This window comes from Phenylobacterium conjunctum, assembly GCF_042679085.1.
GTDB classification, from domain to species: domain Bacteria; phylum Pseudomonadota; class Alphaproteobacteria; order Caulobacterales; family Caulobacteraceae; genus Phenylobacterium; species Phenylobacterium conjunctum.
In genome coordinates, this window is the sequence record NZ_JBHTLQ010000070.1 from 1 (window position 1) to 14,437 (window position 14,437).

General features: G+C 69.0%; 14 protein-coding genes. 9 read left to right on the forward strand and 5 right to left on the reverse strand.

Features of this window, described 5'->3' with window-relative positions; genetic code table 11:
• The 8 genes from ACFQ27_RS18835 to ACFQ27_RS18870 form a co-directional block, all read left to right on the forward strand.
• On the forward strand, positions 1–1,983 hold a 1,983-nt coding region (locus ACFQ27_RS18835), incomplete at its 5' end, for a serine hydrolase domain-containing protein (protein WP_377354668.1).
• Between the two features lie 234 nt (positions 1,984–2,217).
• A complete protein-coding gene (gene fliF, locus ACFQ27_RS18840) occupies positions 2,218–3,882 on the forward strand; it encodes a flagellar basal-body MS-ring/collar protein FliF (protein ID WP_377354669.1) in 1,665 nt (554 codons plus the stop codon).
• Positions 3,882–4,907, forward strand: a complete 1,026-nt coding sequence (gene fliG, locus ACFQ27_RS18845) for a flagellar motor switch protein FliG (protein ID WP_377354670.1) — start codon at positions 3,882–3,884, stop codon at positions 4,905–4,907. Before fliF ends, fliG begins: the two co-directional genes overlap by 1 nt.
• Positions 4,907–5,551, forward strand: coding sequence for a flagellar assembly protein FliH (locus ACFQ27_RS18850; RefSeq protein ID WP_377354671.1), 645 nt, complete (start codon positions 4,907–4,909; stop codon positions 5,549–5,551). Before fliG ends, ACFQ27_RS18850 begins: the two co-directional genes overlap by 1 nt.
• A 5-nt stretch (positions 5,552–5,556) precedes the next feature.
• Positions 5,557–5,892 carry a flagellar motor switch protein FliN gene (gene fliN, locus ACFQ27_RS18855; protein ID WP_377354672.1) on the forward strand — a complete coding sequence of 112 codons (336 nt, stop codon included), beginning with the start codon at positions 5,557–5,559 and terminating at the stop codon, positions 5,890–5,892.
• 29 nt (positions 5,893–5,921) lie between these two features.
• The gene (gene flbD, locus ACFQ27_RS18860) at positions 5,922–7,289 is read left to right on the forward strand and encodes a sigma-54-dependent transcriptional regulator FlbD (protein WP_377354673.1); all 1,368 of its coding nucleotides are present in this window, start codon (positions 5,922–5,924) and stop codon (positions 7,287–7,289) included.
• An 85-nt stretch (positions 7,290–7,374) separates the two neighbouring features.
• Entirely contained in the window at positions 7,375–9,420 is a 2,046-nt protein-coding gene (gene flhA, locus ACFQ27_RS18865; RefSeq protein WP_377354677.1) for a flagellar biosynthesis protein FlhA, read from the forward strand.
• Positions 9,421–9,504: 84 nt separating this feature from the next.
• Positions 9,505–9,873 (forward strand): DUF4282 domain-containing protein, encoded by a 369-nt coding sequence (locus tag ACFQ27_RS18870; protein WP_374345286.1) that lies wholly within the window; start codon positions 9,505–9,507, stop codon positions 9,871–9,873.
• A gap of 29 nt (positions 9,874–9,902) precedes the next feature.
• Here the strand turns inward: ACFQ27_RS18870 and ACFQ27_RS18875 are convergent, their stop codons facing one another.
• Positions 9,903–10,199 carry an ArsR/SmtB family transcription factor gene (locus tag ACFQ27_RS18875; RefSeq protein WP_374345288.1) on the reverse strand — a complete coding sequence of 99 codons (297 nt, stop codon included), beginning with the start codon at positions 10,197–10,199 and terminating at the stop codon, positions 9,903–9,905.
• Positions 10,200–10,263: 64 nt separating this feature from the next.
• On the opposite strand from ACFQ27_RS18875, the gene ACFQ27_RS18880 reads away from it, so the two are divergent.
• The gene (locus ACFQ27_RS18880; protein WP_377354674.1) at positions 10,264–11,136 is read left to right on the forward strand and encodes a PhzF family phenazine biosynthesis protein; all 873 of its coding nucleotides are present in this window, start codon (positions 10,264–10,266) and stop codon (positions 11,134–11,136) included.
• Positions 11,137–11,382: 246 nt separating this feature from the next.
• Here ACFQ27_RS18880 and ACFQ27_RS18885 read toward each other — a convergent pair whose 3' ends face one another.
• The 4 genes from ACFQ27_RS18885 to ACFQ27_RS18900 form a co-directional block, all read right to left on the reverse strand.
• Positions 11,383–12,438, reverse strand: a complete 1,056-nt coding sequence (locus ACFQ27_RS18885; RefSeq protein WP_377354675.1) for an endo-1,4-beta-xylanase — start codon at positions 12,436–12,438, stop codon at positions 11,383–11,385.
• Positions 12,435–12,848 (reverse strand): flagellar export protein FliJ, encoded by a 414-nt coding sequence (locus ACFQ27_RS18890; protein WP_374345294.1) that lies wholly within the window; start codon positions 12,846–12,848, stop codon positions 12,435–12,437. Before ACFQ27_RS18890 ends, ACFQ27_RS18885 begins: the two co-directional genes overlap by 4 nt.
• The gene (fliI, locus tag ACFQ27_RS18895) at positions 12,845–14,182 is read right to left on the reverse strand and encodes a flagellar protein export ATPase FliI (RefSeq protein WP_374345295.1); all 1,338 of its coding nucleotides are present in this window, start codon (positions 14,180–14,182) and stop codon (positions 12,845–12,847) included. The genes ACFQ27_RS18890 and fliI overlap by 4 nt, the downstream gene beginning before the upstream one ends.
• 69 nt (positions 14,183–14,251) lie before the next feature.
• On the reverse strand, positions 14,252–14,437 hold a 186-nt coding region (locus tag ACFQ27_RS18900; RefSeq protein WP_377354676.1), incomplete at its 5' end, for a hypothetical protein.

Here is a 14,437-nt window from a genome sequence, read left to right on the forward strand (position 1 = left end):
GTGGCCAGCGCTGCCGCCGCCAATGCGCCCGCATCTGGCGCCGCCCCCCCGTCTCTGCTGGTCGCCGCTCCGCCGCCGCCGCCTGGCGCCCGCCTGACCGCCGCCGATCCCCTGCCCCCGCTCGAGCTGGAAGCCTTCGCCGATGGCCTGATCCGCGACGCCATGGACCGCGAGCACATCGCCGGGGTCACGGTCTCGGTGGTGCAGAACGGCCAGGTGCTGCTGAAGAAGGGCTATGGCGCCGCCAGCCTGTCCCCGGCGCGCAAGGTTGATCCGGACACGACGCTGTTCCGCATCGGCTCGATCTCCAAGACCTTCACCTGGATCGCCCTGATGCGCGAGGTCGAGGCCGGCCGCATCCGCATCGACGGGCCGGTCAACCTGTACCTGCCTGAGACCCTGCAGGTCCGCGACCAGGGCTTCCGCGCGCCGGTGCGGGTGATCAACCTGATGGACCACTCGGCGGGCTTCGAGGACCGCGCGCTCGGCCAGCTCATCGAGCGCGACCTGCGCCGCGAGCGCCCCATGGTCGAGTACCTGCGCCAGGAACGGCCGCAGCGGGTGCATGCGCCCGGCGCCATGGCCAGCTATTCCAACTATGGCGCGGCCCTGGCCGGCGAAGCCGTGGCCTATGTCACCGGCAAGCCCTACGAGCAGCTGATCGAGGAGGAAATCTTCGCACCGCTTGGCCTGCGCCACACCACCTTCCGCGAGGTGCGCGCGGCCGGGAAGGACCTGGCCGCTCCCATGCCGGCCTATATGGCCCGCGACGTCTCGCAAGGCTTCCGCTGGACCGACGCCGGCTTCAAGGCCCGCCCCTATGAGCTGCTGGGCCACATCGCCCCGGCCGGCGCCGCCTCGTCCACCGCCGCCGACATGGCCCGCTACATGGCGGCCCTGCTGAACGACGGCGCCCTGGATGGCGCGACCCTGTTCGGGCCGCGCGCCGCCAAGGCCTTCCGCACCCCGATCCGCCAGGTCCCCGAGGGCATCAATGGCTGGGCCCATGGCTTCATCACCTATGACCTGCCCGGCGACCATCGGGGCTATGGCCACGACGGTGCGACCTTGAGCTTCGTCTCGCGGATGGTGGTGATCCCGGACCTGAAGCTAGGGGTGTTCATCTCCACCAACACCGAGACCGGCGGAGAGCTGGTCCGCCGATTCCCCGACCGGCTCGTGCGCCAGTTCTACCTGCGCCCGCAGATCTTCCCGCGCGCCGGCTCCCCGGCCCTCGCCGCCCAGGCCAAGCGCTATGAGGGTGACTATCTGGGCTCGCGCCGCGCCTATGGCGGGCTTGAGGGCTTCATCGGCCTGCTGCGCGCCGGGGTGAAGGTCGAGGTGTCGCCGGAGGGTCGGCTGCTGACCAGCGCCGGGGGCGAGACCCACGCCTGGGTTCCCGAGGGCGACCCCGCCCAGGGCCGCTTCATCTCGGCCACCGACGACCAGCGCCTGGCCTTCATCATGGAGAACGGCCGCGCCCGGGCCATGCTGGGCGCCATTGGCGAGCAGACCTACGAGCGGACCACGATCTGGCGCGAAGGCGGCCTGATGTCGATCCTGGCGGGCCTGACCCTGCTGTGCGCGGTGGCGACCTTCGCCGGCATCTTCGTGCGCAACCGCCGGGAGTTCCGCGAGACCTCGATCCAGAACCGCGCCGGCCTGATCCAGAACATCCAGTCGATCCTGTGGCTGACCAGCTTCAGCCTGTTCGGGGTGTGGCTGTCCAAGACCGGGGACACGGCCAATGTCATGTACAACTGGCCAGGCGCCTCGCTGCGCATCGCCTCGGCCTGCGCCGTGGTCTCGGCGGTGCTGACCCTGATCACCGCGGTGGCTGTTCCAGCCGTCTGGCGCGGCGGACGGCGAGTCGACAGCTGGAGTCAGATTCGTAAAGCCGGATTCACTTTTACGGTTCTGACCTATCTGGGCTTCTCGATCCTGCTGCTGCTCTGGGGCGCTCTGGAGCCCTGGCGCGGCTGATCCGGCGGGCGAGGTTCGCCCACCTAAGCCCTTCAATTGTTTCACTTTGATACAGACCCCGGGGATTGAAACCCGGGGTCAACCCTAACGCCTGTGGTGCGACAACGAGCGCCACCGAAATGACCGCGTTAGCCCAAACCTTAAACGCGTCGTTTACCATGGACTGGGTAAATCCTGCCTAGCGGCGGGCGATCTGCGTCTGTCCCGCGTACTGGGAAATAGGGGCGCTGCGCGTTGAACGGTTTCGTCGCCGCTTTGCAGGGTTTTGGTATCGGTCGCCTCGCAGCGATCCTGGGCATCGGCGCCGGCGTCGCCGCGGCCTTGTTCGCCATGACCATGAATCTGGGCCAGCCCAAGGCCCTGCTCTATTCCAACCTCGACCTGAAGGAGGCCGGGACCATCACCCAGGCCCTGGATCAGGCCGGGGTGAAGTACGAGGTCAAGGGCGACGGCTCCACCATCCTGGTGCCCCGGGACGAGGTGGCCTCAACCCGGCTGATGCTGTCCTCCAAGGGCCTGCCGACCTCGGGCTCGGTGGGCTATGAGATCTTCGACAACTCCAATGCGCTGGGCCAGACCGACTTCGTCCAGCAGCTGAACCGCCAGCGCGCCCTGGAGGGCGAACTGGCCCGCACCATCCAGAGCCTGGACGGCGTGACCTCGGCCCGCGTCCACCTGGTCCTGCCCAAGCGCGAACTGTTCGAGGAAGAGGCCCAGCAGCCGTCGGCCTCGGTGAGCATCGGGGTCGGCGGCCGCGAGCCCGGCGCGGACCAGGTCCGCGCCATCCAGAACCTGGTGGCCGGCGCCGTGCCGAACATGAAGCCCGACAAGGTCACCGTGGTCGACCAGCACGCCAAGACCCTGTCCGGCGGAGAGGCCGGCGACGCCCTGGCCGCCGACGGCCGCAAGAGCGAGGTCGAGGCCCGTATCGCCAAGTCGGTGAAGACCATGGTCGAGGGCCTGGTCGGGGCCGGCAAGGCCCGGGTCAATGTCACCGCCGACCTGGACCTGGCCCGCGTCACCACCCAGCAGGAGACCTATGATCCCGACGGCCAGGTGGTGCGGTCGGAATCGACCACCGAGAGCAGCTCCAAGGAGAACCAGCCGGACGCCAGCGGCGGGACCACGGCCACGGCCAACATCCCCGGCGGCGGCGCGGGCTCCAGCGCCACCAACTCCTCGGCCACCGGCGCCACGGAATCCACCACCAACTACGAGATCTCCAAGACCCTGCGCACCGAGACGGTCGAGCCGGGCCAGGTGAAGCGCATCAGCGTCGCCGTCGCCGTCGACGGCGCCACGGCCATCGGCAAGGACGGCAAGCCCGGCGCCTATACGCCCCGCACCGCCGAAGAGATGCAGCGTATCGAGCAACTGGTCCGCACCGCCGTGGGCTTCGACCAGAACCGCGGCGACCAGGTCACCGTCGTCAATGTCCGCTTCCCCACCGAGGCCGACCCGGACGGGGTGACCACGGCCAGCCCGCTGATGGGCTTCGACAAGAACGACATCATGCGCGGCGCCGAACTGCTGGTCCTGGCCATCGTCGCCGTGCTGATGATGCTGTTCGTGGTCCGTCCCCTGCTGCGCGGCGCGGGCGCTGGCGCCGGCGGCGGCGCGATGACCCTGCCGCCCCTGACCATGGCCGCCTCGCCGGGCGTGACCCGCATCGTCACCACCGCCGACGGCCAGCCCATGCAGATCCAGGTGGATCCCACCACCGGCCAGCCCCTGGCCCTGCCCGGCCCCGGCGGCGGCGAGATGGACAACAAGCTCGACATCGCCCGCATCGAAGGCCAGGTGAAGGCCTCGTCCGTGAAGCGCGTCGCCGAGTTCGTCGACAAGCACCCTGAAGAGTCGGTGTCGCTGCTGCGCACCTGGCTGCATGAGACCACCTGATGGCGGTCAAGGGTAAGGCCATCAATGACGTCTCGCGGCTGACCGGACCGGAAAAGGCCGCCGTGATCCTGCTCGCCCTGGGCGAGGATCACACGATCATCTGGCAACAGCTGGACGAGGAAGAGATCAAGGAGATCTCCCAGGCCATGGCCGGCCTCGGCAACGTCTCGTCCGGCGTGGTCGAGCAGCTGCTGGTCGACTTCATCTCCGGCATGTCGGGCGCGGGCTCGATCATGGGCTCCTTCGAGCAGACCCAGCGCCTGCTGGCCTCGTTCCTGCCGCCCGAGAAGGTCGACAACCTCATGGAGGAGATCCGCGGTCCCGCGGGTCGGACCATGTGGGACAAGCTGGGCAACGTGAACGAGGCGGTGCTCGCCAACTATCTGAAGAACGAATACCCCCAGACCGTCGCCGTGGTGCTGTCCAAGGTGAAGTCGGACCACGCCGCCCGCGTGCTGGCTTCCCTGCCCGAGGACTTCGCCCTGGAATGCGTGCAGCGGATGCTGCGCATGGAGCCGGTGCAGCGCGAGATCCTCGACAAGATCGAGCAGACCCTACGCATCGAGTTCATGTCGAACCTGGCCCGCACCTCGAAGCGCGACAGCCACGAGATGATGGCCGACATCTTCAACTCCTTCGACCGCCAGACCGAGGCGCGCTTCATCGCCGCCCTGGAAGAGCGCAACCGCGAGAGCGCCGAGCGCATCCGCGCGCTGATGTTCGTGTTCGAAGACCTGTCCAAGCTGGACCCCGGCGGCATCCAGACCCTGCTGCGCGGCGTCGACAAGGCCCAGCTGGGCCTGGCGCTCAAGGGCGCCTCGGATTCCCTTCGCGAGCAGTTCTTCTCCAACATGTCCGAGCGGGCCTCGAAGATCCTGCGCGAGGACATGGAGAACATGGGCCCTGTGCGTCTGAAGGACGTCGACGGCGCCCAGATGGCCATGGTCCAGGTCGCCAAGGACCTGGCCGCCAAGGGCGAGATCATGCTGGCCGGCAACAACAGCGAAGATGAGCTGATCTACTGATGTCCGAGCGCGCGCCCGAAAAGTTCGGCTTCGACACGGTGTTCGACAACGCCGGCGACGTCGCCTTCGCCCAGCCCCGGCCCAAGCGCCTGTTCCCGGCCGAGGAGGTCGAGGAGATCCGCGCCCGCGCCATGGCCGAGGGCGAACGCAAGGCCATGGCCTCGATCGCCGCCGAGCAGGCCCAGGCCCTGTCCGTCATCGCCGACTCCACCCGGCTCGCCCTGTCCAAGCTGGTCGAGGTGGCTCACGAGCACCGCCAGGGCTCCGCGGAGCTGGCGCTCGCTTGCGCCAAGGCCATCGCCGACGCCGCCCTGTTCCAGTTTCCGCAAGCCGTGATCCGCGAGGCCCTGGAATCCCTGGCCCGCGAGGTCGAGGCCGCGCCGCGCCTCCTGGTCTCCACCCGGCCGGAGCTGGTCGAGGCCCTGACCCAGGCCCTGGACGAGACCGCCCAGATCATCGGCTATCCCGGCCAGATCGTGGTCCGCGCCGCGCCAGGCGCGCCGCCGGCCGCCTTCACCCTCGATTTCGGCGACGGCCAGGCGAGCTTTGACCCGCAGGCCGCCTTCGAACGCGTCAGCCAGGCCCTGGAGGCGGCGCTCGCCGCCGAAGGCCTCCACGCCGAACCCCTCATCCCCGGAGTCTAAGGCGAATGTCTGAGAACGAACTCAAGCTCGACGAATTCGGTCCCGGCGATGGTCCGGCCATGGACTTCACCGAAGGCGAGGAGAAGTCGGCCACCGACCTGGCGCCGGTCTTCGATGTGCCGGTGTCCATCTCCGCCGTGCTGGGCCGGGCCCAGCTGTCGGTCTCCCAGCTGCTGCAGCTGGCCTCGGGCAGCGTGCTCGAGCTGGACCGCAAGGTCGGCGAGGCCATCGACATCTACGTCAACAATCGCCTGGTCGCCCGCGGCGAGGTCGTCATCGTCGACGAGCGCCTGGGCGTGACCATGACCGAAATCATCAAGGACGGCGACGGGCAGTCCTGATCGGACCGCCTGACTGAAGGAGTAAGAACATGCGGCTTCTGGTCGTCGGAAGACTGAACGGGCAACTCTCCACCGCCGTGAAGATGGCGATGTCGGCGGGCGCCAAGGTGAGCCACGTGGAGACCATCGCGGCCGCCACCCACGCCCTGCGCGCTGGCCAGGGGGCCGACCTCTTGCTGGTCGACTACGAGCTGGACATCGCCGCCCTGATCGCCGCCAACGAGAGCGAGCGAATCCGCGCGCCGGTGGTGGCCTGCGGCGTGGGCGCCGACCCGCAGAAGGCCGCCGACGCCATCCGCGCCGGGGCCAAGGAATTCATCCCGCTGCCGCCCGAGGCCGAGCTGATCGCCGCGGTGCTGTCGGCGGTGGCCGATGAGAACAAGCCGATGGTGGTGCGCGACACCGCCATGCAGCAGGTGATCCAGCTGGCCGACCAGGTGGCGCCGTCCGACGCCTCGATCCTGATCACCGGGGAAAGCGGCTCGGGTAAGGAAGTCATCGCCCGCTACGTGCACGAGAAGTCGCGCCGGGCCTCCAAGCCGTTCATCTCGGTCAACTGCGCCGCCATCCCTGAGAACCTGCTGGAGAGCGAGCTGTTCGGCCACGAGAAGGGCGCCTTCACCGGCGCCGTGGCCCGCCGGATCGGCAAGTTCGAGGAAGCCAACGGCGGCACCCTCCTGCTGGACGAAATCTCCGAGATGGACGCCCGCCTGCAGGCCAAGCTGCTACGCGCCATCCAGGAGCGCGAGATCGACCGCGTCGGCTCCAACAAGCCGGTGAAGGTGGACATACGCATCCTGGCCACCTCCAACCGCGACCTGGCCCAGGCGGTGAAAGAGGGGACGTTCCGCGAGGACCTGCTCTATCGCCTCAACGTCGTGAACCTGCGCCTGCCGCCCCTGCGCGAACGTCCCGGTGACATCGTCGTCCTGGCCGAGTTCTTCGTGAAGAAGTACGCCGCCGCCAACGGCATGGCTGAAAAGCCGATCTCGGCCGAGGCCAAGCGCCGGCTGGCTGCTCACCGCTGGCCGGGCAACGTGCGCGAGCTGGAAAACGCCATGCACCGCGCGGTGCTGCTCTCCACCGGGCCGGAAATCGAGGAAATGGCCATCCGCCTGCCGGACGGTCAGCCCCTGGCGGCCGCCGATCCGGGCAGCCGGGCGGCCCAGGCCGCGGCCAACGCCGCCGACGCCGTCAACCGCGCCTTCGTCGGCCAGACCGTGGCGGCCATGGAGCAGGCCCTGATCATCGACACCCTGGAGCACTGCCTGGGCAACCGGACCCATGCGGCCAACATCCTGGGCATCTCGATCCGGACCCTGCGCAACAAGCTGAAGGAATACAGCGAGGCCGGCGTGTCCGTGCCCGCGCCCCAGATGGGCGCCAGCGCCGCCTGATCCTTCGCGTCTTCAGCCTGTTTCCGAGTAGAGCCCTGTGACCGATTTCGCCTACAACGCCGGCGCCCGCCCCTCCCCGCGCGAGATGATGGGCTGGGTGATGCGTGGCGAGGTCGCCCTCGCCATCGGCGTGGTCGGCGTGATCGTCCTGTTGATCGTGCCCGTCCCGGCTTTCCTGCTGGACGTGCTGTTGTCGCTGTCGATCACCAGCGCGGTCCTCATCCTGATGACCTCGCTCCTGATCAAGCGGCCGCTGGAGTTCACCGCCTTTCCGACGGTGCTGCTGGTCACCACCCTCTACCGGCTGGCGCTCAACATCGCCTCGACCCGCCTGATCCTCGGCCACGGCCATGAGGGCGCGCACGGGGCCGGCAAGATCATCGAGGCCTTCGGGCGGCTGATCACCGGCGGCAATTTCGTCATCGGCCTGATCGTCTTCGCCATCCTGGTGCTGGTGAACTTCGTGGTCATCACCAAGGGTTCGAGCCGGATCGCCGAAGTGGCGGCCCGCTTCACCCTGGACTCCATGCCCGGCAAGCAGATGGCCATCGACGCCGACCTGTCGGCCGGCCTGATCGACGAAGCCACCGCCAAGCAACGCCGCAAGGAGGTCGAGCAGGAAAGCACCTTCTTCGGGGCCATGGACGGCGCCTCGAAGTTCGTGCGCGGCGACGCGGTCGCCGGCCTGGTCATCACCGCCATCAATGTCATCGGCGGGATCCTGATCGGGGTGGTGCAGCACAAGGTGCCGCTTGGCGAAGCCGCCGCCACCTACACCGTCATGACCATCGGTGACGGCCTGGTCACCCAGATCCCGGCCCTGGTCATCTCCATCGCCGCCGGCTTCCTGGTGTCGAAGTCGGGCGTGGAAGGCTCGGCCGACAAGGCCCTGGTCACCCAGCTGGCCATGAACCCTATCAGCCTCGGCATGGTGTCGGCCGCCTCGGGCGTCATCGCCCTGATCCCCGGCATGCCGATCATTCCCTTCGTCGCCGTCTCCATCGGCGCGGGCGTGCTGGCCTATCGCCGCGGCCAGAAGGTCAACGAGCCCGACGCCGTCGAGGTCCCGGCCGAGGCGGCGCCCGCCGAGCAGGAAGAAGAGCCGATCAGCCAGACCTTGGCCATCGACGAGATCAAGATCGAGCTGGGCTATGGCCTCCTGCCGCTGATCAACGACCTGGAGGGCCGCCGGCTCACCGACCAGATCAAGGCCCTGCGCAAGACCCTGGCGGCCGAGTACGGCTTCGTCATGCCCGCCGTGCGCATCCTCGACAACATGCGCCTGGACAGCCAGGGCTACCTGATCCGCATCAAGGAGATGGAGGCCGGCCAGGGCGCCGTGCGCCTGGGCTCGCTGATGGCCATGGACCCGCGCGGCGGCCAGGTGGAGCTGCCCGGCGAGCATGTCCGTGAGCCCGCCTTCGGCCTGCCGGCCACCTGGATCGACGACGGCCTGCGCGAGGAGGCGACCTTCCGCGGCTACACCATCGTCGACCCGGCCACGGTGCTGACCACGCACCTGACCGAGATCCTCAAGGAGAACATGCCGGACCTCCTGTCCTATGCAGAGGTCCAGAAGCTGCTCAAGGAGATGGCGCCGGAGCAGAAGAAGCTGGTCGACGACCTGGTGCCCTCGGTCGTCTCCATCGCCACCATCCAGCGCGTGCTGCAGGCCCTGCTGCGCGAACGGGTCTCGATCCGCGACCTGCCCTCGATCCTGGAAGGCATCGGCGAGGCCGCCCCGCACACCTCGTCCATCACCCTCCTGGTCGAACAGGTCCGCGGGCGGCTGGCGCGCCAGCTCAGCTTCGCCCACCGCGGCGACGACGGGGCCCTGCCGATCATCACCATGTCGGCCGAGTGGGAGAACGCCTTCGCCGACGCCCTCATCGGCCAGGGCGAGGAGAAGCAGCTGGCGCTCGCGCCCTCGCGCCTGCAGGAATTCATCCGCGGCGTCCGCGACGCCTTCGAGCGCGCGGCGCTCGCCGGCGACCAGCCGGTGCTGCTGACCAGCCCGCAGATCCGCCCCTATGTCCGCTCCATCATCGAGCGCTTCCGCGGCCAGACCCCGGTCATGAGCCAGAACGAGGTGCACCCGAAGGCGCGGCTGAAGACTGTCGGCTCAATCTGATTTTTACGACGTTGCGGCGGGGGCGGACGGCTGGTAGCGGTTCACCCTCCGGGATCGTGACAAACCCCCCTGGTTGGATATCGCATGCGGCCTACTCAACCCATCCGCCCGCGCGGCGGCTCGATCTGGGACCTGCTCACCTTTGAGCGGCTGATGACCAACCAGGTCATCCACCTGATCTACTGGTCGGGCCTGGGCGTCATCGCCCTGATCGCCTTCGGCTTCATCGGCACCGCGGTGGGCGTGGCCCTGCGCGAAGAGCTGCTGATGGGCCTGTTGCTGGCGGCGGGTGTCCTGGTCGGCGGCTTCCTGGTGGTGGCGGCCCTGGTGCTGCTGTGGCGCAGCTTCTGCGAACTCTATGTCGCCCTCTTCCGCCTCAGCGACGACCTGCACGCGATCCGCCAGGCGACGGACGCGGAGTATTCCGTGAAGAGCCAGCAGCCGAAGCGGTAGAGCAAGTTGCTCCCCCCCTGGGGGAGGATTTAGAGCTCCTGCGAAATCTTCGCCTTCAGGGCCGCCAACGCCGCCTCATCCCGGCGGTAGAAGGTCCATTGCTTGATGCGCTTGGGCGTGACCAGGCCGGCCTCAGTCAGGATGCGCATGTGCTCTGACAGGGTCGGCGCGCTGACCCCCAGCTTGTCGGCCAGGAACACGGCGCAGACCCCATCCTGAACCAGGTCGCCGTCGACCTGGGGCGGGAAATGGGCCACCGGGTCCTTCAGCCACTCCAGGATCTGCAGGCGCTTGTCGTTGGACAGGGCGTGGAAGGCGTCTCGCATTTAGGTACTTTGCCAATCGACGAACTTGTGTCAAGTCTCCCGGCCTCAATTGCAGGAGGGCCGCATGCCGACCTACGCCTTCGTCACCGTCGACGTCTTCACCGACACCCGCTTCGGCGGCAACCAGCTGGCCGTCTTCCCCGACGCCCGCGGCATGACCGACGCGCAGATGCAGGCCCTGGCCGCCGAGTTCAACCTGTCGGAGACGACCTTCGTCCTGCCCCCGTCGGACCCGGCCAACACCGCCCGGGTGCGCATCTTCAACCGCAGCGCCGAGATGCCCTTCGCGGGCCACCCGAACGTGGGCACCGGCTGGGTGCTGGCCCAGATGGGCCGGGCCAAGGACGGCGTCCTGCGCTTCGAGGAGATCGCGGGCCTGGTCGAGGTGACCATGACGCAGGCCGGCGCGCGCATCGCCGCGCCCCAGGCCCTGTCGACCGGCGTGACCTTCACCGCCGCCCAGATGGCGGCCTGCGCCGGCCTGTCGAGCGACGACATCATCACCACCAACCACCCGCCGATCCAGGCGACGGTGGGGGTCGACTTCGTGCTCTGCGAGGTGAAGCCCGAGGCCCTGTCCCGCGCCAACCCGGACGCTGCCGCGTTCAGGGACGTGGCCGACACCACGGAGGGCTTCTCCATGCGCCTGTCCCTGCACCTCTACGCCAAGCAGCCGGACGGGACCCTGAAGGTGCGCATGTTCTCGCCGCTCACCGGCACCTGGGAGGACGCCGCCACCGGCAGCGCCAACGCCACCCTGGCCGCCTTTCTGCTGTCCCTGAGCGATCAGGACCAGGGCGCGTGGGAGGTCAGCCAGGGCGTCGAGATGGGCCGGCCCAGCCGCCTGTTCATCACCGCCCAGCGCGGCCCGGACGGCGTCCGCGCCACCGTCGCCGGCGGCTGCGTGCCGGTGCTGAAGGGCGAAGTCGAGCTTTAGGCTCCGTACTCGATTGAGCTTCGTCAGATCGTCGTGAGGCGTCCTTCTCCCCTTGTGGGAGAAGGTGGCCCTGCGGAGCAGGGTCGGATGAGGGGTCTCTCAAACCTCTCCAGGCGAGCGATGTCGGCAATTGCGGACAAGGTGGCGCGACCCCTCATCCGTCGGACTGTCGCCCGACACCTTCTCCCACAAGGGGAGAAGGAAACGGGTGGAGTTCCGCCACCACAAACTCATTGAGTCCGGCCCCTACCTCAGCCCCTGTTCCCAGGCCTGGGCGGCGGCCTTGGGCCGGCCGTCTGCGTCGAACAGCAGCGGCGTGTCGTCGGCGGCTTCCTTGCGGCGCCAGGAGTCGCTGTCGCGCGCGCCCCAGATGGTGAAGGCGAAGCGCTGGCGGGCCGGCAGCAGGGAGAAGGCTTCCGACGCCTCGGCGTAGAGCCGCGCCTGGGTCTGCTCCAGGTCGCGGGGGTCCTTCAGGAGCCCCCTCGCCCCGGCGATGGAGACGTCCATCTCCGAGACATGGATCGGCAGGCCGAGGCTGGCGAGATCGGCGATGGCGGCCTTGATCAGCCCCGGTCCCTGGTCGGCGATCAGGTGGGTCTGGGTGCCCAGGCCGCCCACGGGGACGCCGGCCTTCAGGAGCCGCTCCACCAGCCCCAGGAAGGCGGCGCGCTTCTTGGGCAGGGTCTCCAGGAAGTAGTCGTTGAGGAACAGCGGGACGCCCGGATCCGCCGCATGGGCGAAGCGGTAGGCGAGCGCGATGTGCTCCTCCTTGCCCAGGCGTTCGGCCCACAGGCTGTCCCGGACGCCGGAGCCGTCGTCCTCGATGGTCTCATTGACCACGTCCCAGGCCACCGCCTGGCCACGATACCGGCCGACCACGGCGGTGATGTAGTTGCGATAGGCGTCGACGAACCGCACCCGGCCCTCGTCGAGCTGTTCGAAAGCCTTCGGCCGGTGGATGTACCAGACCAGGGTATGGCCGAAGAGCCGCAGGCCGTTCTGGTGGGCGAAGGCGGCGATCCTGTCCGGCCCCTCAAAGCGGAAGGCGCCATCGTCCTGGACGATGTACTCCATCTTCATCTCCCACTCCGGCGTGAGCTGGGAGAACTGCTCGACCACCAGGCGGGCGAAGGCGGGATCGGCCAGCTGGTCGGAGCGGACGCAGGTCCCGACCGGGAACTGGGCCACGTCCTTCAGCGGCGGCAGGCGCGCGGGCGCGCTGAGGGTCTGGGAATGGGCGGCGTGGTCGCAGGCCGAAAGGGCGAGCCCTCCGGCCAGGACGGCCCGCCGGGACAGGCTCATCGGCCGCCGGCCGCCCGGCGCAGGCCGAGCTCGTCCATGGCCGCGGCCTCGACGCGCGCGGTCACCTTCAGCTTCTGCAGCCGGATGTTCTCGGCCACGTGCTCGTACTTCTTCTGCTCTTCGAAGGCCTGGGCGAGCGCATCGCGGGCGCCGGCCTCCTCGATCATGATCCGCTCGATCTCGAACTGGATGGCGGCGCGGCGGACGCGGACGCCCTCCATGAAGCCGGCGTGATAGAAGTTGGCCTCGGCGTGCTGGCGCGCATTGGCGGCTTCGGACTCCACCTCAGCCTCCAGCATCACCAGCTTCATCTCGGCGGCCATGCGGCGGTCGGCGATCTCGGCCAGGCGCTTCTGCAGCACCTCGACCTCATAGCCGGAGAGTTTGATCAGGCTGTCGGCCCAGCTCATGCGGCTTCACCTATAAGAATGCGGGCGAGGCCCTCGAAGCTGTCCTCGAGGCTGGTGGCTTCGTCCTTGTCCTGGCGCAGGAACTCTTCCAGCGCCGGGTTGAGCTGGATGGCGCGGTCGACCTCGGGGTCGGCCCCGGCGCGATAGGCGCCGATGCGGATCAGCTCTTCCATGTTGGCGTAGGCCGACAGGGTCTGTCGGGCCATCTTGACCACCTCGCGCTCCGGCGGGGTCTGGCAACCCGGCATGGTCCGGCTGATCGACTTCAGCACATTGATGGCCGGGAAGCGGCCGCGCTCGGCGATGGCGCGCTCCATGACGATATGGCCGTCCAGGATCCCGCGCACCGCGTCGGCGATGGGCTCGTTGTGGTCGTCACCGTCCACCAGCACGGTGAAGATCGCCGTCACCGGCCCCGCCGTGGTGCCGTCCGGGCGGATCGGTCCCGGCCCTGCCCGCTCCAGCAGCTTGGGCAGTTCGGTGAAGACGGTGGGGGTGTAGCCCTTGGTGGTCGGCGGCTCGCCGGCGGCCAGGCCGATCTCGCGCTGGGCCATGGCGAAGCGGGTCACCGAGTCCATCATGCACAGGACTTCCAGGTCCTGGTCGCGCAGGAATTCGGCCAGGGCCATGGTCATGTAGGCGGCCTGGCGGCGCTTCAGGGCCGGCTCGTCCGAGGTGGCGACCACGACGATGGCCCGGCGCAGGCCCTCCTCGCCCAGGGTCTCCTCGATGAACTCGCGGACCTCGCGGCCCCGCTCGCCGATCAGGCCGACGACCACGGCGTCGCAGTCCGCCTGCTTGGCCAGCATCGAGAGCAGCACCGACTTGCCGACACCGGAGCCGGCGAAGACGCCCAGGCGCTGGCCGCGGCAGCAGGTGGTGAAGACGTTCATCGACCGCACGCCCAGGTCCAGGCGCTCGCCCACCCGGCCGCGCGCGTGGGCGGCCGGCGGCGAGGCGCGGAGGGGATAGGCGGCGGGGCCCTGGGGCAGCGGGCCCTTGCCGTCGATCGGGTTGCCGAAGGAGTCGACGATACGGCCCAGCCAGGCCCGCGTCGGGCGTACCACGGCGCCGTCGGAATTGATGCGGATGGTGGCGCCGGGCGCGACGCCCTCAACCGGGCCGAAGGGCATCAGCAGGGCGCGGGTCTCGCGGAAGCCCACCACCTCGGCGGCCAGGGGGCTATCGGCGCGGCGTTCGATCTCCACCCGCGCGCCCACCGACAGGCGGGTCAGGCCACCGCGAGCCTCGATCAGCAGGCCGTTGACCGCCGCCACACGGCCCGAGACCGTGATGGGATCGATACGCTCAACGACGGATACGAGGTTACGCAAATCAGGGCCCCGGAGGTGAGCCCGGAGAATCCGCCCCGCGCCGTTAACTGGCGGTGAAGATTCGAGGTCTCAGCGCAGGCTTGCGACCAATCGCGCAGCCGTCTTGGGACGGCGGATCGCTTCCCGCAGCACGGCCCTGGGACGGCGCATGACGGCCTGGGCCAGCACCGGCCGGACCGCCTTGGCCACCACCGGCCGCGCCGCCTTCAGAAGCGGGCCGCGGCCGAGCGCCAGGGCGACGGCGCCGAGCGCCGT

What these genes read in the sequence shown, in the direction of transcription:
- ACFQ27_RS18890 (WP_374345294.1), bottom strand. Translation starts at nt 12,848, where the DNA reads ATGAGCTGGGCCGACAGCCTGATCAAACTCTCCGGCTATGAGGTCGAG.
- flhA (WP_377354677.1), top strand. Translation starts at nt 7,375, where the DNA reads ATGATGGGCTGGGTGATGCGTGGCGAGGTCGCCCTCGCCATCGGCGTG.
- ACFQ27_RS18870 (WP_374345286.1), top strand. Translation starts at nt 9,505, where the DNA reads ATGCGGCCTACTCAACCCATCCGCCCGCGCGGCGGCTCGATCTGGGAC.
- ACFQ27_RS18850 (WP_377354671.1), top strand. Translation starts at nt 4,907, where the DNA reads ATGTCCGAGCGCGCGCCCGAAAAGTTCGGCTTCGACACGGTGTTCGAC.
- flbD (WP_377354673.1), top strand. Translation starts at nt 5,922, where the DNA reads ATGCGGCTTCTGGTCGTCGGAAGACTGAACGGGCAACTCTCCACCGCC.
- ACFQ27_RS18885 (WP_377354675.1), bottom strand. Translation starts at nt 12,438, where the DNA reads ATGAGCCTGTCCCGGCGGGCCGTCCTGGCCGGAGGGCTCGCCCTTTCG.
- ACFQ27_RS18875 (WP_374345288.1), bottom strand. Translation starts at nt 10,199, where the DNA reads ATGCGAGACGCCTTCCACGCCCTGTCCAACGACAAGCGCCTGCAGATC.
- ACFQ27_RS18880 (WP_377354674.1), top strand. Translation starts at nt 10,264, where the DNA reads ATGCCGACCTACGCCTTCGTCACCGTCGACGTCTTCACCGACACCCGC.
- fliN (WP_377354672.1), top strand. Translation starts at nt 5,557, where the DNA reads ATGTCTGAGAACGAACTCAAGCTCGACGAATTCGGTCCCGGCGATGGT.
- fliG (WP_377354670.1), top strand. Translation starts at nt 3,882, where the DNA reads ATGGCGGTCAAGGGTAAGGCCATCAATGACGTCTCGCGGCTGACCGGA.